Raw genomic sequence first — 20,139 nt, 5'->3', positions numbered from 1 at the left:
ATGTCGAAGATCAAGCCCAGCAAGGGCGCCCCGTACGCGCGGATCATGGGCGTGGGCGGTTACCGCCCGGTCCGGGTCGTGCCGAACGAGGTGATCCTCGAAACGATCGACTCGTCCGACGAGTGGATCCGCTCCCGCTCCGGTATCGCCACCCGCCACTGGGCCTCGCCCGAGGAGACCGTCGCCGCGATGTCCGTCGAGGCGGCGGGCAAGGCCATCGCCGACGCCGGGATCACCCCCGAGCAGATCGACGCCGTGGTCGTCTCCACCGTCTCGCACTTCAAGCAGACCCCGGCCATCGCGACGGAGATCGCGGACCGGATCGGCGCGGGCCGGCCCGCCGCCTTCGACATCTCGGCGGCGTGCGCCGGCTTCGTGTACGGACTGACCCTGGCCAAGGGCATGGTCGTCGAGGGCTCGGCCGGACATGTGCTGGTCATCGGCGTGGAGCGGCTCTCGGACCTGACCGACCTGGAGGACCGCGCGACGGCCTTCCTCTTCGGTGACGGCGCGGGCGCCGTCGTCGTCGGCCCCGCGCAGGAGCCGATGATCGGCGCGACGGTGTGGGGCTCCGAGGGCGACAAGTCCGACACCATCCGGCAGACCGTGCCGTGGGACGATTTCCACGCCGGTGTCACGCGGGCCGGTGCCACGGACAAGTTCCCGGCCATCACCCAGGAGGGCCAGGCGGTCTTCCGCTGGGCCGTCTTCGAGATGGCGAAGGTCGCCCAGCAGGCGCTGGACGCCGCGGGCATCACCGCGGATGATTTGGACGTCTTCATTCCGCATCAGGCCAACATGCGGATCATCGACTCGATGGTGAAGACTCTGAAACTGCCGGAGAGCGTCACGGTCGCGCGTGACGTCGAAACCACCGGCAACACCTCGGCCGCCTCGATCCCGCTCGCGATGGAGCGGATCCTGGCGACCGGTCAGGCGAAGAGCGGCGACACCGCGCTCGTCATCGGATTCGGGGCGGGTCTCGTGTACGCGGCGACGGTCGTTACCCTCCCCTAGGCACTCCGGATCTTTCCGGAGCGTCTTCCGTAAATCCTCAGCTCAAATCCGCTCAATATTGCTCAACATCGAAGGAGATCGCCCACCATGGCCTTCACCCAGGAAGAGATCGTCAAGGGTCTCGCCGAGATCGTGAACGAGATCGCCGGGATCCCGGAGGAGGACGTCCAGCTGGACAAGTCCTTCACCGACGACCTGGACGTCGACTCGCTGTCCATGGTCGAGGTCGTCGTCGCCGCCGAAGAGCGCTTCGACGTGAAGATCCCGGACGACGACGTCAAGAACCTGAAGACGGTCGGCGACGCCGCCGACTACATCACGAAGCACCAGGCCGCCTGACCACTCGGAGCCTGACCGCTCAGGGCCTGACCGCCTGACCCGTAACATCGCGCGGCAAACGCCACCCGGTGGTGGCGCCGTAACAATTCAGCACCCTCTACACGTGGAGAAGAATTCCAGTGAGCCAGACCAATCGCACCGTGGTCGTCACCGGTATCGGCGCAACCACACCACTGGGTGGCGACAGCGCATCGACCTGGGATGGTCTGCTCGCCGGCCGCTCGGGAGTACGGCCCCTTGAGGGCGAGCGCTTCGCCGACCTGCCGGTCCGGATCGCCGCGACCGCCGCCGTCGACCCGGGCGACGTCCTGCCCCGGCCGCTCGCCCGCAAGCTGGACCGCTCGGCGCAGTTCGCGCTGATCGCGGCCAGGGAGGCGTGGGCGGACGCCGGTTACACCGACAAGGCGGGGGACGACCCCCAGGTCGACCCCGACCGGCTCGGCACCGTGATCGCCTCCGGCATCGGCGGCGTCACGACCCTGCTCGACCAGTACGACGTGCTCAAGGAGCGCGGCGTACGCCGGGTCTCCCCGCACACCGTGCCGATGCTGATGCCCAACAGCCCGTCCGCCAACGTCAGCCTGGAGGTGGGCGCCCGCGCGGGCGTGCACACCCCGGTCTCCGCCTGCGCCTCGGGCGCCGAGGCCGTCGGCTACGCGGTGGAGATGATCCGCACGGGCCGGGCCGACGTGGTCGTGGCCGGCGGTACGGAAGCGGCCATCCACCCGCTGCCCATCGCGGCGTTCGCCAACATGATGGCGATGTCCAAGAACAACGACGAGCCCACCAGGGCCTCCCGCCCGTACGACACGGCCCGGGACGGCTTCGTCCTCGGCGAGGGCGCGGGCGTCGTCGTCCTGGAGTCGGCCGAGCACGCGGCCCGGCGTGGCGCGCGCGTCTACTGCGAGGTGCTGGGCCAGGGCCTCTCCTCGGACGCCCACCACATCGCGCAGCCCGAGCCGACCGGCCGTGGCATCGCCAAGGCCATGCACAACCTGCTCGACAACTCGGACCTGAAGCCGTCCGAGATCGCGCACCTCAACGCACACGCCACGTCCACCCCGCAGGGTGACATCGCCGAGATCAAGGCGCTGCGCCAGGTCCTCGGCGACGACCTGGACCATGTCGCGATCTCCGCGACGAAGTCGATGACCGGCCACCTGCTGGGTGGCGCGGGCGGTATCGAGACGGTGGCCACGGCCCTCGCGCTGTACCACCGCACGGCCCCGCCGACGATCAACATCGACACCCTCGACGAGGAGGTCGACGCGGACGTGGTGCGCGGGGAGCCCCGCCCCCTGCCGAGCGGCACGATCGCGGCGATCAACAACTCGTTCGGCTTCGGCGGCCACAACGTGGTGCTGGCGCTCCGTACGGTCTGACGACCGGTACGGTCCGTCACCCGGTGCGGTCCGGCGTGCCCGGCTCCGGGTCCCGGCCGTCCCCGGGGCTCAGCCGCCCGATCCGCCGAAGCTGGCGAAGTACGTCGCCGCCATGTCGTCGTCGCCGTGGCCCTGCTCCGCGGCGCGGCGGAAACGTTCCGCTCCCGCCGCGGCGAGGTCCAGCCGTACACCTTCCGCCGCGCCCGCCGCGACGATGAGGCGCGCGTCCTTGGCAGCGGTGGTGACGGAGAAGTTCGGGGTGTAGTCGTCGGCCAGGATCGCCTGGGACTTGGCCCGGAGGTAGCCGCAGTCCAGCGGACCGCCGCCGACGGCCTCCAGGAAACCGGCCGGGTCCACGCCGAGCCCCTTGGCCAGGGAGAGCGCCTCGGCCGTGGCGTGGGTGAGGGCCAGGACCCAGCTGTTGCAGACGAGCTTGAGACGGGTGGCGGCGGCCGTGCCGCCCTCGTCGCCCAGCCAGACCGTACGGCTGCCCACCGCGTCCAGGACCGGTGCGAGCGGCTCCCTGGCCCGGGGCGGACCCGCGGCGAGCACCAGGAGCTGTCCGCTCTCCGCGGGGGCCCGGGTGCCGAGGACCGGGCCGTCGACGAAGACCAGCCCCCGCTCCGCCGCGAATTCCGCCAGCGGGGTGACGGCCTCGACCCCCACCGTCGTCGACTGGAGCCAGACGGTGCCGGGGCGCAGGCCCGGCGCCGCGGCCTCCATCGCCGCCACCACCGCGGGCCCGTCGTACAGCATGGTGAGGACGACATCCGCGCCGCCCACCGCCTCGGCGGGGGTCGCGGCGACGCGCGCACCGTCCGCGGCCAGTGCCTCGGCCTTGGCGGGGGTGCGGTTCCAGACCCGGACGTCGAGTCCGGCGCGGCAGAGGTTACGGGCCATCCCGGCGCCCATGATGCCGGTGCCGAGGACGGCTACTGCGAGTGTGTCAGCCATACGGCCACCGTAGGTCCTCCCGTTCGGATCACGGCGGAGCGCCGCTCAGACCACCTGGTGCAGCCAGCGCACCGGGGCGCCCTCGCCCGCGTGGCGGAACGGCTCCAGCTCGTCGTCCCACGGCTTGCCCAGCAGGGTGGCGAGCTCCACCGCCAACTGGGTCTCGCCCCGCTGCGCGCGGGCGAGGGCGGCCCGCAGCCGGTCCTCAGGGACCAGGATGTCGCCGTGCAGACCGGTGACCGCGTGGAAGATGCCCAGGTCGGGGGTGGCGCTGTAGCGCTCGCCCTCCGCCGTGGGACAGGGTTCAGCGGTGACCTCGAAGCGGAGCATCTGCCAGCCGCGCAGCGCGGAGGCGAGTTTGGACGCGGTGCCCGCGCGGCCCTTCCAGGAGACCTCGGCCCGCCAGGTACCGGGCGAGGCCGGCTGCCTGATCCAGTCGAGCTGGACCCGTACCCCCAGTACTCCGGCCACCGCCCATTCGACATGCGGGCACATCGCGCGGGGTGCGGAGTGAACGTACAGAACTCCACGTGTCGTCACCGGGACCTCCAGTGTGGGACGAGGTTCGCCTTTCCCAGCGGCCTCAGTAAACAGCATCGGGAGTGAAACTCCGCAAAAGGGACAGCTTGTGACGTGATGTAATTTACCGGAGCCAAGCGATCAGGCGCCTCTGTTTCGACGTGGGAAAAGCTATCGTGCGGTGAGGGGCCCGGGGTGACGTACCGTCGGTCCCAGGACGGATATACGCGAAGCTTTCACCGGCGGACGCCCGCAGCGGACGCCGATCGGGAGGACTCATGCGAGGAGAGAGCCCGCGGAGCCGCCGCGGGCCCGGCCGGGTCCGTACCGCGTCCGCCGCCGTGGCCGCCGCCGTCCTCGCCGGGACCGGGGCGCTCGCCGGATGCACCTCCTCCGACTCCGCCTCCCCCGGCTCCGCCACCAAGGCCGCCGGCCCCTCCCCGCGCCCCACTCCGGTCTGGGACCGCAGCCCGGGCTCCGTCGCCGCCGTCGGTGACTCGATAACGCGTGGCTTCGACGCCTGCGGGGTGCTCGTGGACTGCCCCGAGGTGTCCTGGTCGACCGGCACGGACAGCGGCGTGCGGAGCCTCGCCTACCGGCTGCTCGGCGGGCCGGCGGCCGAGGGACCGCCGGCCGCGCGGCTGGCGGAGAACTCCTGGAACCTCGCCGAGACCGGCGCCCGGATGGCCGATCTGCCGGACCAGATGGCGCGGGCGGCGCGGTACGGGCCCGAGCTGGTCACGGTCATGGTGGGCGCCAACGACGCGTGCCGGCGCTCGGCCGCGCAGATGACCCCGGTCGCCGCCTTCAAGGCATCCTTCGAGGAGTCGCTGCGGCTGCTCCGCGCGGGCGCGCCCAAGGCGCAGGTGTACGTGTCGAGCGTGCCGGACCTCAAGCGCCTCTGGTCGACCGGACGCGGCAATCCGCTGGGCCGGCAGGTCTGGAAGCTGGGCATCTGCGCCACGATGCTGGGCGACGCGCAGGACGACAGCAAGGGCGCCCAGAAGCGGCGGAACATGGTGTACGACCGGGTCGTGGCGTACAACGACACGCTGAAGGGCGTGTGCGCGAAGGACGTGCGCTGCCGGTACGACGGCGGCGAGGTCTTCGACTTCCGGTTCACCGGCAAACAGCTCAGCCACTGGGACTGGTTCCACCCCAGCAAGAACGGGCAGAGCAGGCTGGCGGAGATCGCGTACCGCAATGTCACGGCGGCGGAGCCACCCGCGTAGGGTCGTGATCGTGACTGTCATGAACACGGAGCGCGTCGGCGCCACGCCCGAGGGTACGCCGGTCGACCGCTGGACCCTGGAGCGGGCCGGTACCCGGATACGGCTGCTGACGTACGGCGGCATCCTGCAGTCGGTGGAGGTTCCCGACCGGAACGGGAGCGTCGCCGACGTCGTCCTCGGCTTCCCCGGCCTCCCCGGCTATCTGGAGCACCGGGGGCCGTACTTCGGGGCGCTCGTCGGCCGGTACGCGAACCGTATCGCGGGCGCCGCCTTCACCCTGGACGGGGTGACGCACCGGGTCACGCCCAACGAGGGGCCGAACTGTCTGCACGGCGGGGCGCACGGCTTCGACCGGCGGGTGTGGGACGCGGAGCCCGTCGGCCCGGGCGGGGAGGGGGCGGGACCGTCGGGGGTCCGGCTGTCGCGGGTCAGCCCGGACGGCGAGGAGGGGTTCCCCGGCCGTCTGGAGGTCTCGGCGTCGTACACGCTGGACGGGGACGGGGCGCTGCGGATCGCGTACCGCGCGGTGACGGACGCGCCGACGCATGTCACGCTGACCAATCACACGTACTGGAATCTGGGTGGCGCGGACGGCGGCCCGGCGACGTCCGGGCACGAGCTGCGGATCGCGGGCGGCCGGATCACGCCGGTGGACGGGTCGATGCTGCCGACCGGGGAGCTGGCGCCGGTGGACGGCACGCGCTTCGACTTCCGCGCGTCCCGCCCGGTGGGCCCCGGCTACGACCACAACTACGTCCTGGACGGCGGGCCGGAGGGCGCCCCCGCCGCCGAGCTGTACGACCCCGTGTCCGGCCGGGCGCTCACGATCACCACCACGGAGCCGGGGCTCCAGCTCTACACCGGTGACCACTTCGACGGGAAGCCGTTCGGTCCCGGCGCCGGCATCGCGCTGGAGACGCAGCACTTCCCGGACTCACCGAACCGGCCGGCCTTCCCGAGCACGGTGCTGCGGCCGGGTGAGGTGTACGAGTCGGCCACGGTCTACCGGTTCACGACGCGCTGACGCCACCGGTCCGCGACGCGCCGACGGCTGTCCGTCCGGACGGGTGCGGCCCCGGGGCGGTGTCAGGTTCCGCCCCGGGGCCGCACGTCTTCAGACCCTATCCCGTCGCCTCCACCAGCGCGGACAGTCGGCGGTCGCTGACGGAGCGGCCCGCCTGGATCTCATAGGAACCGGCCACGTACGACCAGGAGTTGGCCGCCTCGTCCCAGATCTCGAACGCCCGGCGGCGCAGCGGGACCGTCACCTCGACGCTCTCGCCGGGGGCCGCCTCGACGGAGGCGAAGCCGGCCAGCCAGCGCGCGGGGCGCTCCACCGCGCCGGCGTCCGCGCCGGGGACCGGGGCGAGGTAGACCTGGACGACCTCGCGGCCCGTACGGGTACCGGAGTTGCGCACCCGCACCCGCGCCCCGGCCGGGGTGGCCTCGATCGACTCGTACTCCCAGTCGGTGTAGCCGAGGCCGTGGCCGAAGGGGTACGCGGGGGTCGCGCCTGCCCGTTCCCAGGCCCGGTAGCCGATGAACACGCCTTCGGTGTAGGGGAGTTCTCCGTTGTCCGGGGCGGTCTTCGAGACGGGCGCGTCCGCGAGGGCGGCGGGCCAGGTGGTGGGGAGCCGCCCGGCCGGCTCCGCGCCGCCGAGCAGGACGTCGGCGAGCGCGGCGCCGCCCTCCTGGCCGGGGAACCAGGTGAGCAGCACCGCCGCCACGTCCTCGCGCCAGGGCAGCTCCACCGGGGAGCCGGTGTTGACGACCACGACCGTGCGGGGGTTGACGGCGGCGACCGCGCGCACGAGGTCGTCCTGGCGGCCGGGGAGCCGCAGGTCCGCGCGGTCGAAGCCCTCGGACTCGACGCGCTCGGTCGTGGCGACCACGACGACGGCGGTGGCGGCGGTACGGGCGGCCTCGACGGCCTCGGCGATCAGCTCGTCGGGGTCGTGGCGCGGGCCGAGGTGAAGCAGGGAGACGGCGACGGCGTTGAGCGGGGCGTCCGGCAGCTTGAACACGGTGTGCAGGAGGGAGACTTCGACCTGCTCCCCCTCGGTGAGGACGGCGCGGGCGCGCTCCACGGGCTCGCCGAAGAACGCCTCGAAGGGGTCGGAGGCGGAGCCGAGGTCCTGGCTGCCGTCGAAGAGGACCTCCCCGCCGACGGTCAGCGTGAAGCCGCCGAGGCCGCGGGTGCCGAAGGCGTGCTCGCCGCTCTCCCGGGGCGTGAAGGTGCCGGTCAGCTCGACGGAGTGGAGCGTCTCGTGGGTGACCCCGTCGGGCAGGTCGGCGCCCAGCCACTGCAACCGGCCGCCCGGGACGGAGCCGGTGCCGAGGATCCGCCCGGAGTCGTCCCGGCAGACGGCGGTCAGCTCGAACCCCTGGTCGGCGTCCTGGAGTTCGTCGCTGGGGTCGGCGCCGATCGCGTAGCTGAGGCGGCCCGGCGGGAGCGCGGCGGTGAGGCCGTCCAGCGGGGAGACGACGTGGTCGGGGAAGACGGTGGCGGAGCCGCCGCCGAGGACCCGGGCGTCGCGGGCGGCGGCGCCGCTGAGCGCGATCGTCCCGTCCGCGGGGTCGAGCGGCAGCGCGGGACGGCCGGATCGCTCCTCGTTCCGTACGAGGACGAAGGAGCGGCGGGCGATCTCGCGGGCCAGCGCCTCGCCGTCGAGCGGCGCGGGCGGGGTGGTGACGGCGGCGGGCGCGCCGTCGAGGGCCCCGGTCCTGGCGGCGAGCAGCAGGACCCGGCGCACGGCGTCGTCGACGGCGGACTCGGGCACCTCCCCGGCCCGTACGGCGGCGGCCAGCGCCTCGCCGTAGACCGTGCGGGGCCCCGGCATCGCGACGTCCAGACCGCCGAGAAGCGCGCCGACGGTGGAGCGCGCGGCCAGCCAGTCGGAGACGATGTAGCCGTCGAAGCCCCATTCGCCGCGCAGCACATCGTTCTGGAGGTAGCGGTGCTCGGTCATCGTGGAGCCGTTGACCTGGTTGTACGCGGCCATGATGCCCCACGGGTGGGCGCCCGCCACGATGGCCTCGAAGGGCGCGAGATACAGCTCGCGCAGGGCGCGGGGGGCGACGAGGTTGTCGACGGTGAAGCGGTCGGTCTCGGCGTCGTTGGCGACGAAGTGCTTGACCGTCGTGCCGACGCCGCCGTCCTGGACGCCGAGCACATAGCCGGTGCCGATCTCGCCGGTGAGGTACGGGTCCTCGCTGTACGCCTCGAAGTGCCGGCCGCCGAGGGGCGAGCGGTGCAGGTTGACGGTCGGCGCGAGCAGGACGTGCACGCCCTTGCGGCGGGCCTCCTGGGCGAGCAGCCGCCCCGCCCGGCGGGCCAGCTCCGGGTCCCAGGAGGCGGCGAGGGCGGTCGGGGACGGGAGGGCCACGGACGGGTCGTCGGCGGTCCAGCGGACGCCGCGGACGCCGATGGGCCCGTCGGACATGACGAGCGACGCGAGACCGATCCCGGGCAGTTCGGGCAGGGACCACATGTCCTGGCCGGCCAGGAGCCGGGCCTTGTCGTCCAGGTCGAGCTTGCCGAGCGCCGCGGCGACCGCGGCGTCACGTGCCTGATCGGCCCGGGTGGTGGGTGCGTCGGCCACGGCCGTACCTCCTCGTCGACGTACTGACGGTCGAATGGTTACATGGTGAAGGCCAAATCTGTAGAGCGGTAAGTTTGGTTATTCTTTCGTTATCTCCGAGGGAGGGGACGGCCGATGACGAGGGCCAGGACCGAGGAGCGGCGCGCGGACATCCTCCGCGCCGCCCTCGAAGTGATCGCGGAGCGCGGCTACCGGGGCGCGACCCTGGGCGCGGTCGCCGAGCGCGCCGGTCTGACCCAGCAGGGGCTGCTGCACTACTTCCCCTCCAAGGAGGCGCTGCTCGTCGCCGTCCTGGAGGAGCGGGACCAGTGGGACACCGGCGGGCGCCGCGACGGCCGCCGCGGCTGGCGGCTCGATCTGCTGGACTCCCTGGTGGAGTACAACGCGATGCGCCCCGGGATCGTCCAGACCTTCTCGGCGCTGCTCGGCGAGAGCGTCACGGAGGCCCATCCGGCCAGGGAGTTCTTCACCCGCCGCTACACGCAGGTGCGGGGCGAGATGGCGGAGGTCCTGCGCGCCGAGTTCGGCGACCGCCTCCCGGGCGGGCTGACACCGGAACAGGCGGCGCCGCTGCTGACGGCGGTGCTGGACGGGCTCCAGTACCAGTGGCTGCTGGACCCGGAGGCGGTGGACATGACGGCGGCGTTCCGCGACTTCCTGACGCTGCTGCGGGCGGGGGCCTAGGGTCTGTGCGTCCGCGTCCGTCCGCGTCCGTCCGCCTTCGTCCGCCGCTGTTCGGACCGGGCCTGCCCCCGGGTGCCCATGGTCAACAGGGCGGTCCGGAGGCGATACTTCCGCCACCCGACGGAAGGACTCCCGTGAGACTCACGCCTGTACGTCCGCCACGCGTTCGCCCGCGCGTACGGCCCGATCGGCTCGGGCTCGTACTGCTCACCACCGCCGCGCTCGCCCTCGCCGTACCGCCGCCGGCCGCCGGCGCGGCGGCCCCCGTTCCGACGACCTCCGCGCCCACCGTCGAGGAGCAGCGGCTCGACCGGGCCGTGCCGCAGGAGATCCTGCGGCTCAGCGGGTTCGACCAGGTGGCGCCCGGGTTCGTACGGGCGCTGAACGGCGCGGGGTCCTACCGGGCGGCCGAGCGGACCGTCGAGCGGCAGGGCGCGCGGCTGTGGCAGCGGGCCGTGGACCGGGCGCAGGGCCGGGGCCCGGCGCGCGGCGATCTGAGCCGGGACGACGACCGGCCGCTGTACTGGGCGCGGCTGGCGATGAGCCGGGAACTGCGGCAGTGGCAGCCGGAGTTCGGACTCTCGGAGGCAGCGCGTGCCCGGCTGCTCGGGGCGCTGGAACGCACCTCGCGGGGGCAGGACTCCATGACGTTCCCCGGCAAGAACGGCAAGGACGACAAGGACCGCAAGGACGGCGCGGGCACCAAGGCGGGCACGAGCACCGCGGCGGGCAAGGGCGTCAAGCGGATCGTCGTGACCGGGTTCGACCCGTTCACCCTCGACCGTGACATCCGGATCAGCAACCCCTCGGGGGCGACCGCGCTCGCCCTTGACGGCACGGTCGTCGAGACCGCCCGGGGACCGGCCAGGATCGAGGCCGCCGTCTTCCCCGTCCGCTGGCAGGACTTCGCCGACGGCACGGTGGAGCGGGCGCTGCGCAAGCCGCTGGCGCGGGCCGACCTCTTCACCACGGTCAGCCAGGGCCGGGTCGGCCGGATCGACGTCGAGCGCTTCAACGGCGCCTGGCGGGGCGGGTTCGGGGACAACCAGAACGTCTCCGAGACCGGCCTCGTCCCGGTCCGCGACCCGGCCTCGCAGCCGCAGTGGACGGCGACCAGCCTGCCGTACCCCGCGATCGTCGCGGCGGACACCGGCCGCTTCCCGGTGTACGACAACACGTCCGTGACCGAGATACCGGCGGGCTCCACCGCCGCGGTGGTGCGCCCCGACGGACCGACCCCCGGCTCGGCGGCCCGCGCCGGGGGCGGCGGGGACTATCTCTCCAACGAGATCGCCTACCGGGCGACCCTGCTGCGCGACCGGCTCGGCCTGGACGTCCCCGGCGGCCATGTGCACACGCCGGTGCTCCAGTTCGGGGCGGGCAACACGAACCCGGCGACGGGGACCGTGACCGACCCGGAGTTCGTGCGGAACCGGCTGGACATCATCGCGCAGCTCCGGTCGATCATCACCGTGGCCGCCGACGCCTCTCCCGACCGGCTCTGAGCCACCGCCGCCCGCGCGGACGCCGCGGCGCGCCCGGCTACTTCTCCAGGGTGAGCGGTACGCCGGGCCGCCCGGCCCCCGCGCCGTCCCCGGGGGCGGTCGCCGGGCCGGCCGCCGTGTCGTCCGTCTCCGGCTCGCGCTCGGCCGTCAGATCGCGGACCAGCAGCGTCGCCCCGGCCACCGCCCCCGGCATCAGGAAGACCGCCACCACCGGGACGAGGAAGGCGAGCCCGATCGGGACGCCGAAGCCGAGCGTGAGCATCCGCCGGCCGCGCAGCAGCGCGAGGCGCTCCTTCAGCTCGACGCCCCGGCGCTGGAGCGCCACCGCCGTCAGCTCCTCCGCCAGGAAATAGCCGGTGACGCAGAAGCCGAGCACCGGCACGACGGTCTGCCCGACGACCGGGACGAAGCCGAGCGCGAAGAGCAGGATCCCGTAGAGCGTCACCCGGACCAGGATGCGGGCGCTGTCCCGGGCGGAGACCCACAGGTCGCGCCAGAACGGCAGCCCCGACTGCGGGACCTCGCCGCCCTCCGCGCGGTCGACCTCCTCGGACAGCGACTCGTAGAAGGGCTGTCCGACCAGGAGCGTCACCGCGGTGAAGGTGATCACCGCGAGAAAGAGCCCGAAAACGAAGAGGAGCACGGTCAGGAAACCGCGGAAGAGCCCGGCCCAGGTCGCGGACCAGTCGTCGGCGAACGGCGTCGCCCAGGCGATCACGTCATCGGCCCCGTAGGCGAGTCCGACGAGCGCGCCCGCGTACAGCACCAGGGTGACCAGACCGGGCAGCAGCCCGAACCCCAGCCACCGGCCATGACCGGCGACCCAGCGCTGGCCCTTCATCACATAGCCGAAACCCGACCCCAGATCACGCATGGGGCCAGCCTACCGGCGGGGCGGGGGCCCTTGCCGTGACGGGGACACAGCCTGTAGACCGCTGCGTACCGATCAGCGTCGATCACCTCCCCCGTCCACCTCACTGGAGGAACCCACCGCATGGGGATACCCCGACCGCTCCTGCTGACCACCGCCGTCACGGCCGGTGCCCTGCTGCTCGCGCCGCTGCCCGCCTCCGCCGCCCCCGTACGGGAGGACGCGCCGCGGCCCCATCCCGTACGGGAGAGCGGGCCGCGCGAGAGCGGCCCGCGGGTGAGCGCCGCCTCCGGCGCCCGTACGGACCCGGCGGCCACCGGCAGGGACACCGCCGCGCTCCCGGACGGCCGGGGCTATCCGCGCCGTACCGTCCTGGACACCCCGCCCGAGAACCCGGCCGACAAGTCGGTCAAGCTGGGCCTCGCCCCGTACCACTCGCTCGCGCCCCGGCTCAACGCCCTCCAGAAGCTGGGCGACCGGGTGAGCGTGGAGGTGGCGGGGCGCTCGGCCGGCGGGCACGAGCTGTATCTCGTCACCGTCACCGCGCCCGAGAGCGCCCGGCAGGCGCGTGAGCAGCGACAGATGCGTGAACTGATCGAGAGCGCCCCGGCGGTCGCCGCCAAGGACCGCCGTATCAAGTCCTCCTACAAGACGCCGGTGTTCATCAACAACAACATCCATGGCAACGAGTGGGAGGGCACGGACGCCGCCCTCGATCTCATCGAGGAGCTGGCGAAGGCCAAGGACGGCGCGACGGCCGGGCTGCTCTCCTCGAACCGTATCTATCTCAACGTCACCGCCAACCCGGACGGCCGGATCGCCGGGACCCGCGCCAACTCCAACGGCTTCGACCTGAACCGGGACTTCATCACCGGCTCGCAGCCGGAGTCCCGCGCGGTGCGGCGGATCGCCGTCGCCAAGCAGCCCGCCGTCATGCTCGATCTGCACGGCTACGTCAACGGCACACTGATCGAGCCGACGACGCCGCCGCACGGCGAGAACTACGAGTACGACCTCTTCCTGAAGAACGCCTACGCCAACGCCCTCGGCATGGAGAAGGCGGTGAACGGGCTCGGTTACACGCCGGAGAAGGACGGCGTGGAGCCGGCCGTCATCCCCTTCCGCGACCAGCAGGAGGGCTGGGACGACTGGCCGCCGATCTTCACCCCGCAGTACATGGCGTTCCAGGGCGCGGTGGCCTCGCACACCGTCGAGTTCCCGATGCGGGTCAACAACAGCTCGTACGACTCCCTCCCGGTCGCCGAGCTGCGCCGGCGCTCCGCGATCAACACGGACATCGCCGGGGCGGTGATGCGCGCCACGCTCGAATGGACCGTCCGGAACCGGACGTCGATCGTCGCGGACCAGATAGAAACGTTTCGGCGGGGCGCCGCCGGTGAGGCGCAGCGCCCGGTGTCCGAGGAGACCGTGCCGGGGGTGCCGGGCATCGGTCCCGAGGACGTCTACACCACCGACTTCCCCCGCGCGTATGTGATCCCGGCGGGCGCCGGGCAGCGCTCGGCGACGGCGGCGGCCCGGCTGGTCGACCATCTCGTGGCGAACGACGTACGGGTGCGGCGCGCGAGCACCGGCTTCCGGCTGGCGGGGACGTGGTATCCGGCGGGTTCGTACGTGGTCGACATGCACCAGGCCAAGCGCGGTCTCGCCAATGTGATCCTGGACGCGGGCCGGGACATCAGCGCGGACGTCTCCACGATGTACGACATATCGGGGTGGAGCCTCGGGCTGCTGTGGGGCGCGAGCGTCGACAAGGTGCAGCGGCTCGGGGGCGGTTCGGCCGCCCTGGCCCAGGTACGGGGGCGTACGGTCGAGGCCGCCCCGCCCGCCGGGTCGGTGAGCCCGCGGGGTGATCTGCGGCTGGCGCTGGACGACCCGCGGGAGCTGGCGGCGGTCAACTCCCTGCTCGCGCAGGGCGTACGGGTCCAGCGGGCGGCGGACGGCGCGGCGATCGTGCCGTCGTCGGCCCGGCAGCGGGCGGCCGTTCTCGCGGACCGTCACGGGGTGGCCTTCACGGCGACGAAGGAGAAGGGCACGGGGGCGCTGCACCGGGCGCGGGTGGCCGCGGCGGTGACGCCGGGTGAGCTGTTCGCGCTGCGGGAGATGGGCTTCGACGTGGTGCCGGTGTCGACGGCGACGCTGAACGCGGGCTTCGACTGGTCGGCGGTGGACGTGCTGTACGTCTCGACCGGCCTGCGGTACGAGGCGCTGGACGCGGCGGCCCGTACCGCCCTGGACGCGTTCCTCGGTGCGGAGGCGCGCGGCGGCTCGGGGGCGCGCGGCGGTCTGGTCGCTCTCGGCGCGGGCGGCGCCGCCTTCAACGCCGCCGCCGGGCTGCTGCCCGCCACCGCGGTCGCGGGCAACGGCGACGCCAACGGGGTGGTCCGGGTGGTGAACGCGGGCGGTACGGTCACGGGCGGCGCCCCGGCGCACTCGTTCGTCTACTCGCCGCTGTGGTTCACGGGCCTCGGCGCCGGGGTGCGCGTCGACCAGTCGTACGGGACCGGCAACCCGCTGGTGTCGGGCCACTGGCGCGCGAAGGAGGACGGCACGGGGGCCCCGCGCGACGCGGCGGGCCGGGCGTCGGTGGTCAGCGGGACATCGGCGGCGGGCGCGCGGGTGACGCTGTTCGGTACGGAGCCGCTCTTCCGCGACCACCCGAAGGGCCTGTTCTCCCAGGTGGGCCGCGCGCTGCTGGCGGCGGCGGGGTGACAGGGCCGGGATCCTGAGGGACCCGACGGACCCGACGGACCGATGGACCCGACGGACCGATGGACCCGACGGACCGATGGACCAGGGGCTGTTCCTCCCCGGCTCGCGCGGAGGAACAGCCCCCTGCCGTACGCGTATCCGATGTCGCCCGTCAGGCGGGTCCGATCTGCCACTGCTGGCAGGTGTTGCTCAGCCAGGACCACTGGCGTACGTCCGCCCCGTCGGCCGTGGAGCAGTTGGCGACGTCCGCGACCTTGCCGCTGCGCGCGTTCACGATCCGTACCCAGCCGCCCTGTTCGGTGACGACGAGCCGGAACGCCTGGCACAGGTTGTTCAGCCAGGACCACTGGCGCAGATCGGCGCCGTCGGCGACGGAGCAGTCCGCCGTGTCCAGGACCTTGCCGGTGGCGGCGTTGACGAGTCTGCTGGTGTCGTTGCCGAGGTCCTCGAACCGCCAGCGCTGCTGGGCGCCGCCGTTGCAGGTCCACTGCCGTACATTGGCGCCGTCCGCCGTCGAACCGCCTTCCACCTCAAGGCACTTGCCGCTGTTGCGGTTGACGACGGTGTACGCCCCGGGGGTGGCCGCGCTCTCCCCTGAGGGTCCGGCGAGGGTGGTACCGAGCGCGACGGGGGTGCCGAGGTTCGGGGTGCCGTCGGCGTTCCAGGTGAACTTCTGGGCGCGGGTGGTGCGGCCGTTGTCGCAGCCGTCGCCCGCCGCGTCGTTGGCGTGGTAGACGATCCAGCTCTCGGTGCCGTCGGGTGAGTTGAAGAACCCGTTGTGGCCGGGGCCGTACACCCCAGCCTGGTCGTTGCGGCTGAAGACGGGTGTCGGCTTCTTCGTCCAGGACGAGGCGCTGAGCGGATCGGTCCCGGTGTAGGTGAGCTGGCCGAGCTTGTAGTCGGCCGTCCAGCAGCCGCTCGCCGAGTAGACGATGAAGGTCTTCCCGCCGCGCTGGAGCACCTCGGGCCCCTCGTTGACCGTACCGCCGGACCGCTCCCAGGCGAGGGTCGGCGTGGAGATGGTCGAGAAGGGGCCGCTCAGCGTGTACGGGTTGCTCATCGGGGCGATGACGAGGTTCTGCGTGCCGCCGCCCTGCGCACTGCCCAGCAGGTACAGCGAGCCGCCCAGGGTGAGCAGGCTGGCGTCGAGCATCCAGCCGGAGCCGAGCTGGTTGCGGTAGGTGTACGGGCCCATGGGGTCGGCGCCCGCGCTCTCCAGGACGTGGACGCGCTGGGTGGGGTTGTAGTCGGCGATGCCCTGGCCGGCCACGTAGTACAGGTACCAGCGGCCGTTCCGGAAGTGCATCTCGGGCGCCCACATGTTGCAGCAGCGCGAGGCGGTGGAGTCCGACCACACCTGGACGCTGGGCGCGGTGGAGAGCCCCGCCAGGGTGGGCGACCTGCGCATGGTCAGTTCGGACGTCCAGGACGTCGTGACGAGGTAGTAGTTGCCGTCGTGGTACTGGATCCAGGGGTCGGCGCCCTTCTGCGACTTGACCGGGTTGGTGTACGGGCGGCCCTCGGCGGCGCCGGCGGCCCCGGAGAGCTGGGCGGCGAGCGCGGCGAGGAGCAGGGCCAGGAGGAGGACCAGGGCGCGGTGGGCTCCTCTGGTGCCCGTGGCGCGGGCGGCGTGTGTCATGTGACCGGCCCCCGTCAGTACGCCGTCGGCCAGCCGCCGGACCAGCTCAGCAGGTTGACGCCGAGCTTGGGTGTGCCGTTGTCCTGGCCGTCGTAGTAGTGGTAGACGAGCAGGTCGCCGTCGCTGTCCGGCATGATCGACTGGCCGCCGGGGCCGATGTGGCGGCCGTGGCTCTCCAGCACGAGCGAGCCGCCGTTGTTCATCATGTTCACGCCGTTCTTGTCGACGTAGGGCCCGGTGACGCTGGTGGCCCGGCCGACCTTGATCCTGTACGTGGAGCCGGTCCCGGCGCAGCACGTGTCGTACGAGGCGAACAGGTAGTAGTAGCCGTTCCGCTTGACCACGACGGGCGCCTCGACCGCCTTGGTGCCGGTCGGCCGCGAGGCCAGCGAGCGGCGCGCGGTGTCGCCCGCGTACTGCTTGCCGGTGGCGGGGTCGATCCTGATCATCTTGATGCCGGTCCACCAGGAGCCGAAGGAGAGCCACCACGTGCCGTCGTCGTCGACGAAGAGGTTGGGGTCGATGGCGTTGTAGTCGCTGTTGGCGTTGGAGGTGTAGACGATGCCGTAGTCGCTCCAGCTCCCGGGCTGCCCGGTGGTGGAACCGGCCAGCCCGATGGCGGAGGTGCTGGAGCCGAAGGACGAGACGGCGTAGTACATCAGGTACTTCCCGCCGTGGTACGAGATGTCGGGTGCCCAGGGGTCCTTGGCCGGGGAGTACGTGGACCACCAGCTCGGCGGGGTGGTGAAGGCGGAGCGGTTGCGGCTGAAGGCGATCCGGTCGGTGGAGGTACGGGCCTGGAGGCCGTCGCCGGTGGAGTAGAGCAGGTACTGGCCCGACGAGGTGCGCAGCATGGTCGGGTCGTGGACGACGATGTCGCCGGTGACCCGGCCGGGGTTGGGGTAGGCGGCGGCGCTGCCCGGGACGAGGGCGAGAAGGACGGCGGCGGGCAGCGCGAGGAGCGTGGCCCTGCGCGACGTACGGGATATACGGGATGTACGGGACCTGCGTGGGGTGTGGGGGGTGCGGGGGTCCCTGGGGGTACCGGGGATACGGAAGGTGCGGCTCACGCGAATTCTCCTTACGGCGTGCGGGGAAACCGTTCGGACCGTTCGGCATCTCGAACTTCGCTCGGAACTTCGGACGGGAAGCTAGAGTCGAAGCGCTTCCGCGTCAACGGTTCGCGCAGACTTCGTCACGCGCCCCACGGTGCGCGGCCGCCACCCGCACAGCACGCGGCCCCCGGTGGAGCGCCAGGGGTCGACGCTCCACCGGGGGCCGGGGTCGGGCGCCGGCGGTCAGCGCAGCCGGATCACGTTCCAGGACAGCGGCTCCAGCGTCGCGGTCAGCGCGCCGTCGGCGAGCGCGGTGCCCTCCCCGGCGTGCGGGGTGACCCGCTCCTGGTCCGCCAGTGTGTTCCTGGCCTCGGGGTCGGCGTCGGCGAGCACGGAGTGCTCCACCACCTCGGTGAGGCCGAGGCCGGCCAGCGCGACCTCCAGCGGCAGCGGCTCCGTCTGGCCGCGGTTGACCGCGAAGACGGTGACGGAGCCGTCGTCGGCCCGTACGGCGGTGGCGTGGAGCAGATCCGTCTCGCCGTACTTCTTCGTCTTGTGCGAGGGCGAGTCGACCCGTACGTCGAGGACCGTGCCCCGGCCGTACTTCGCCGCCTGCGCGAACGGGAAGAAGGTGGTCTGCCGCCAGGCGGGCCCGCCCGGCTCGGTCATGATCGGCGCGATCACGTTGACCAGCTGGGCGAGGCAGGCCACGGTGACCCGGTCCGCGTGGCGGAGCAGGGCGATGAGCAGGGAGCCGAAGACGACGGCGTCCGTCACCGAGTAGACGTCCTCCAGGAGGCGGGGGGCCTCCTCCCACTCCGCGACCTCGTGCGGGTTGGGGGTGTCCATGTACCAGACGTTCCACTCGTCGAAGGAGAGGTTGATCTTCTTCTCCGACTTGAGCTTGGCCCCGACGTGGTCGCAGGTCGCGACGACCTTCTCGATGAAGGTCTCCATGTCGACCGCGGAGGCCAGGAAGGAGTCGCGGTCGCCCTCCTTCTCCCAGTAGTAGGCGTGCACGGAGACGTAGTCGACGAGGTCGTACGTCTCGGCGAGTACGGTCGCCTCCCACTCCGCGAAGGTGTCCATGCCGGAACCGGAGGAGCCGCAGGCGACCAGCTCGATGTCCGGGTCGATCTGGCGCATCGCCCGCGCGGTCTCGGCGGCGAGCCGCCCGTACTCCTCCGCGGTCTTGTGGCCGGTCTGCCAGGGCCCGTCCATCTCGTTGCCGAGGCACCAGAGCTTGATGCCGTACGGGTCCTTGTCGCCGTGCGCCCGGCGCCGCTCGGCGAGCTCCGTGCCGGCCGGGTGGTTGGCGTACTCCTGGAGCTCGATGGCCTCGGCGACGCCGCGCGTACCGAGGTTGACGGCCATCATCGGCTCGGCCTCGGGGCCCGCCTTGCGGACGAAGTCGATGAACTCGGAGAGCCCGAAGCGGTTGGACTCGGTGCTCTTCCAGGCCAGGTCGAGCCGGCGGGGCCGCTCGTCCACCGGGCCGACGCTGTCCTCCCAGCGGAAGCCGGAGACGAAGTTGCCGCCGGGGTAGCGGATCGCCGTCGGGCCCAGCTCCCTGACCAGGTCGAGGACGTCCCCGCGGAGCCCCGCCTCGTCGGCGGTCGGGTGGCCCGGCTCGTGGAGACCGGTGTAGACGCAGCGGCCCAGGTGCTCGACGAAGGAGCCGAAGAGACGGGGGTTCACCTCACCGACGGTGAAGTCGGGGTGCAGGGTGAAGCGTGCGGAACGGGTCATGACTTCCTCAACTGACGATGGAACGGCGGGATCTGTGGAGGTGGCTGTGTCACTACGTGAGTACACGTACGAGAGAACGGGGCCTCGGGGCAACAGGGGGTAACGCACGTAACAGCGGGACGCGGGGCGGCACGGAAGCGCTTCGACAGGTGCTTCGACCGGCGGTTCGACTCATGCTCCGACCGGCGCTTCGGCCGGTACGTGGCCTCACTGGCCCGCCAGTCCGGTGTGCGCCACGCCGCTGACGATCCGCCGCTGGAAGAAGACGAAGACGATCACGAGGGGCAGGCCCGCCATCAGCCCGCCGGCCATCAGCTGCGCCCACTGGATGCCGCAGGAGTTCATGACGGTGGCGATGCCGTTCGGCATGGTCATCAGATCGGGGTTCGCTACTGCGGAACGTGTAGGACGATTTAGCCCCGGTTGGCACGATAGGGTGAATGATCCGGCAGTGGGCGTAGTGGTCGAGTCGAGGGTGCGTAGTGTGAGCCGTGCGATCTGGGATGCCGGATGTGGTGTCAGCGCGCGGGGCCCCCGCTCCACCAGCGAGATGGTTCGGGGCCTCCCCGTCGCCTCTGGCCACACCCACATGACCAGGTCGTACAGGGAACTGGCCTCCCGGGACCGGACCACGTGCAGGATGCGTGTCACCGCCCCGGGGTATGTTGGCGCCGTCGCCGCCGCTGAAGAGATTCCAGTAGCGGACGCGGGCGTCCGTGGTCGAGGTGAGCGCGGAGGCGCCCGTCCCGCCGGCGGCCGGACCGAAGCTGCCGGCGACGGCGAGTGCGCCCAGTCCGCCGAGCACGCCGCGGCGGCTCGGTAGCGAGGGAGGCATGACGGCTCGATTCTGTCGTCCCCACG

15 protein-coding genes and 2 pseudogenes are annotated in these 20,139 nt (G+C 72.3%); 8 read left to right on the top strand and 9 right to left on the bottom strand.

Annotation, left to right across the window (positions count from 1 at the left end):
- The 3 genes from AB0P17_RS20160 (at nucleotide 1) to fabF (ending at nucleotide 2,738) form a co-directional block, all read left to right on the top strand.
- Nucleotides 1-1,017 carry a ketoacyl-ACP synthase III gene (locus AB0P17_RS20160; RefSeq protein ID WP_365812760.1) on the top strand — a complete coding sequence of 339 codons (1,017 nt, stop codon included), beginning with the start codon at nucleotides 1-3 and terminating at the stop codon, nucleotides 1,015-1,017.
- An 87-nt stretch (nucleotides 1,018-1,104) separates the two neighbouring features.
- Nucleotides 1,105-1,356: an acyl carrier protein gene (locus AB0P17_RS20155; RefSeq protein ID WP_365812758.1), complete on the top strand. Its 252-nt coding sequence runs from the start codon at nucleotides 1,105-1,107 to the stop codon at nucleotides 1,354-1,356.
- Between the two features lie 119 nt (nucleotides 1,357-1,475).
- On the top strand, nucleotides 1,476-2,738 hold the full coding sequence (gene fabF / locus AB0P17_RS20150) for a beta-ketoacyl-ACP synthase II (RefSeq protein WP_365812756.1): 1,263 nt from the start codon (nucleotides 1,476-1,478) through the stop codon (nucleotides 2,736-2,738).
- A gap of 69 nt (nucleotides 2,739-2,807) precedes the next feature.
- Here fabF and AB0P17_RS20145 read toward each other — a convergent pair whose 3' ends face one another.
- Together AB0P17_RS20145 and AB0P17_RS20140 are read right to left on the bottom strand one after the other, a co-directional pair.
- Nucleotides 2,808-3,692 (bottom strand): NAD(P)-dependent oxidoreductase, encoded by an 885-nt coding sequence (locus AB0P17_RS20145; RefSeq protein ID WP_365812754.1) that lies wholly within the window; start codon nucleotides 3,690-3,692, stop codon nucleotides 2,808-2,810.
- Nucleotides 3,693-3,737: 45 nt separating this feature from the next.
- A complete protein-coding gene (locus AB0P17_RS20140) occupies nucleotides 3,738-4,232 on the bottom strand; it encodes a DUF3145 domain-containing protein (RefSeq protein WP_365812752.1) in 495 nt (164 codons plus the stop codon).
- Between the two features lie 257 nt (nucleotides 4,233-4,489).
- On the opposite strand from AB0P17_RS20140, the gene AB0P17_RS20135 reads away from it, so the two are divergent.
- Both AB0P17_RS20135 and AB0P17_RS20130 read left to right on the top strand, forming a co-directional pair.
- The gene (locus tag AB0P17_RS20135; RefSeq protein ID WP_365812750.1) at nucleotides 4,490-5,443 is read left to right on the top strand and encodes an SGNH/GDSL hydrolase family protein; all 954 of its coding nucleotides are present in this window, start codon (nucleotides 4,490-4,492) and stop codon (nucleotides 5,441-5,443) included.
- A 19-nt stretch (nucleotides 5,444-5,462) separates the two neighbouring features.
- Nucleotides 5,463-6,467 (top strand): aldose epimerase family protein, encoded by a 1,005-nt coding sequence (locus AB0P17_RS20130; RefSeq protein WP_365812932.1) that lies wholly within the window; start codon nucleotides 5,463-5,465, stop codon nucleotides 6,465-6,467.
- A 97-nt stretch (nucleotides 6,468-6,564) separates the two neighbouring features.
- Here the strand turns inward: AB0P17_RS20130 and AB0P17_RS20125 are convergent, their stop codons facing one another.
- The gene (locus tag AB0P17_RS20125; protein ID WP_365812748.1) at nucleotides 6,565-9,045 is read right to left on the bottom strand and encodes a glycoside hydrolase family 3 C-terminal domain-containing protein; all 2,481 of its coding nucleotides are present in this window, start codon (nucleotides 9,043-9,045) and stop codon (nucleotides 6,565-6,567) included.
- Between the two features lie 114 nt (nucleotides 9,046-9,159).
- Between AB0P17_RS20125 and AB0P17_RS20120 the strand changes: the two genes are divergently transcribed.
- Together AB0P17_RS20120 and AB0P17_RS20115 are read left to right on the top strand one after the other, a co-directional pair.
- Nucleotides 9,160-9,729 carry a TetR/AcrR family transcriptional regulator gene (locus AB0P17_RS20120; RefSeq protein WP_365812746.1) on the top strand — a complete coding sequence of 190 codons (570 nt, stop codon included), beginning with the start codon at nucleotides 9,160-9,162 and terminating at the stop codon, nucleotides 9,727-9,729.
- A 134-nt stretch (nucleotides 9,730-9,863) separates the two neighbouring features.
- The gene (locus tag AB0P17_RS20115; RefSeq protein WP_365812744.1) at nucleotides 9,864-11,234 is read left to right on the top strand and encodes a pyroglutamyl peptidase; all 1,371 of its coding nucleotides are present in this window, start codon (nucleotides 9,864-9,866) and stop codon (nucleotides 11,232-11,234) included.
- A 37-nt stretch (nucleotides 11,235-11,271) separates the two neighbouring features.
- On the opposite strand, the gene AB0P17_RS20110 is transcribed toward AB0P17_RS20115, so the two are convergent.
- Nucleotides 11,272-12,108: an EI24 domain-containing protein gene (locus AB0P17_RS20110; protein ID WP_365812742.1), complete on the bottom strand. Its 837-nt coding sequence runs from the start codon at nucleotides 12,106-12,108 to the stop codon at nucleotides 11,272-11,274.
- Between the two features lie 120 nt (nucleotides 12,109-12,228).
- Here AB0P17_RS20110 and AB0P17_RS20105 point away from each other — a divergent pair, with 120 nt between their 5' ends.
- Nucleotides 12,229-14,835, top strand: a complete 2,607-nt coding sequence (locus tag AB0P17_RS20105; RefSeq protein WP_365812740.1) for a M14 family zinc carboxypeptidase — start codon at nucleotides 12,229-12,231, stop codon at nucleotides 14,833-14,835.
- Nucleotides 14,836-14,986: 151 nt separating this feature from the next.
- Here AB0P17_RS20105 and AB0P17_RS20100 read toward each other — a convergent pair whose 3' ends face one another.
- The 5 genes and pseudogenes from AB0P17_RS20100 to AB0P17_RS20080 all read right to left on the bottom strand — a co-directional run.
- Nucleotides 14,987-16,474 carry a family 43 glycosylhydrolase gene (locus AB0P17_RS20100; protein WP_365812737.1) on the bottom strand — a complete coding sequence of 496 codons (1,488 nt, stop codon included), beginning with the start codon at nucleotides 16,472-16,474 and terminating at the stop codon, nucleotides 14,987-14,989.
- 14 nt (nucleotides 16,475-16,488) lie between these two features.
- Entirely contained in the window at nucleotides 16,489-17,463 is a 975-nt protein-coding gene (locus AB0P17_RS20095; RefSeq protein ID WP_365812930.1) for an arabinan endo-1,5-alpha-L-arabinosidase, read from the bottom strand.
- Nucleotides 17,464-17,772: 309 nt separating this feature from the next.
- Nucleotides 17,773-19,278 (bottom strand): alpha-N-arabinofuranosidase, encoded by a 1,506-nt coding sequence (locus AB0P17_RS20090; protein ID WP_365812735.1) that lies wholly within the window; start codon nucleotides 19,276-19,278, stop codon nucleotides 17,773-17,775.
- Nucleotides 19,279-19,485: 207 nt separating this feature from the next.
- Nucleotides 19,486-19,665 (bottom strand): annotated as a pseudogene (locus AB0P17_RS20085) (carbohydrate ABC transporter permease); the annotation flags it as partial.
- Nucleotides 19,666-19,939: 274 nt separating this feature from the next.
- Nucleotides 19,940-20,113 (bottom strand): annotated as a pseudogene (locus AB0P17_RS20080) (ABC transporter substrate-binding protein); the annotation flags it as partial.
- Nucleotides 20,114-20,139: the final 26 nt, after the last annotated feature.

This window comes from Streptomyces sp. NPDC088124, from assembly GCF_040685895.1.
Taxonomy (GTDB): domain Bacteria; phylum Actinomycetota; class Actinomycetes; order Streptomycetales; family Streptomycetaceae; genus Streptomyces.
Note: the sequence above shows the minus strand (reverse complement) of the source record. Positions and strands in the feature narration are given on the sequence as shown.

Bases quoted from the DNA above. Each gene is read 5' to 3' on its own strand.
- AB0P17_RS20100 (WP_365812737.1), bottom strand. From the start codon at position 16,474: ATGACACACGCCGCCCGCGCCACGGGCACCAGAGGAGCCCACCGCGCC.
- AB0P17_RS20135 (WP_365812750.1), top strand. From the start codon at position 4,490: ATGCGAGGAGAGAGCCCGCGGAGCCGCCGCGGGCCCGGCCGGGTCCGT.
- AB0P17_RS20090 (WP_365812735.1), bottom strand. From the start codon at position 19,278: ATGACCCGTTCCGCACGCTTCACCCTGCACCCCGACTTCACCGTCGGT.
- AB0P17_RS20145 (WP_365812754.1), bottom strand. From the start codon at position 3,692: ATGGCTGACACACTCGCAGTAGCCGTCCTCGGCACCGGCATCATGGGC.
- AB0P17_RS20110 (WP_365812742.1), bottom strand. From the start codon at position 12,108: ATGCGTGATCTGGGGTCGGGTTTCGGCTATGTGATGAAGGGCCAGCGC.
- AB0P17_RS20160 (WP_365812760.1), top strand. From the start codon at position 1: ATGTCGAAGATCAAGCCCAGCAAGGGCGCCCCGTACGCGCGGATCATG.
- AB0P17_RS20105 (WP_365812740.1), top strand. From the start codon at position 12,229: ATGGGGATACCCCGACCGCTCCTGCTGACCACCGCCGTCACGGCCGGT.
- AB0P17_RS20120 (WP_365812746.1), top strand. From the start codon at position 9,160: ATGACGAGGGCCAGGACCGAGGAGCGGCGCGCGGACATCCTCCGCGCC.
- AB0P17_RS20130 (WP_365812932.1), top strand. From the start codon at position 5,463: ATGAACACGGAGCGCGTCGGCGCCACGCCCGAGGGTACGCCGGTCGAC.
- AB0P17_RS20155 (WP_365812758.1), top strand. From the start codon at position 1,105: ATGGCCTTCACCCAGGAAGAGATCGTCAAGGGTCTCGCCGAGATCGTG.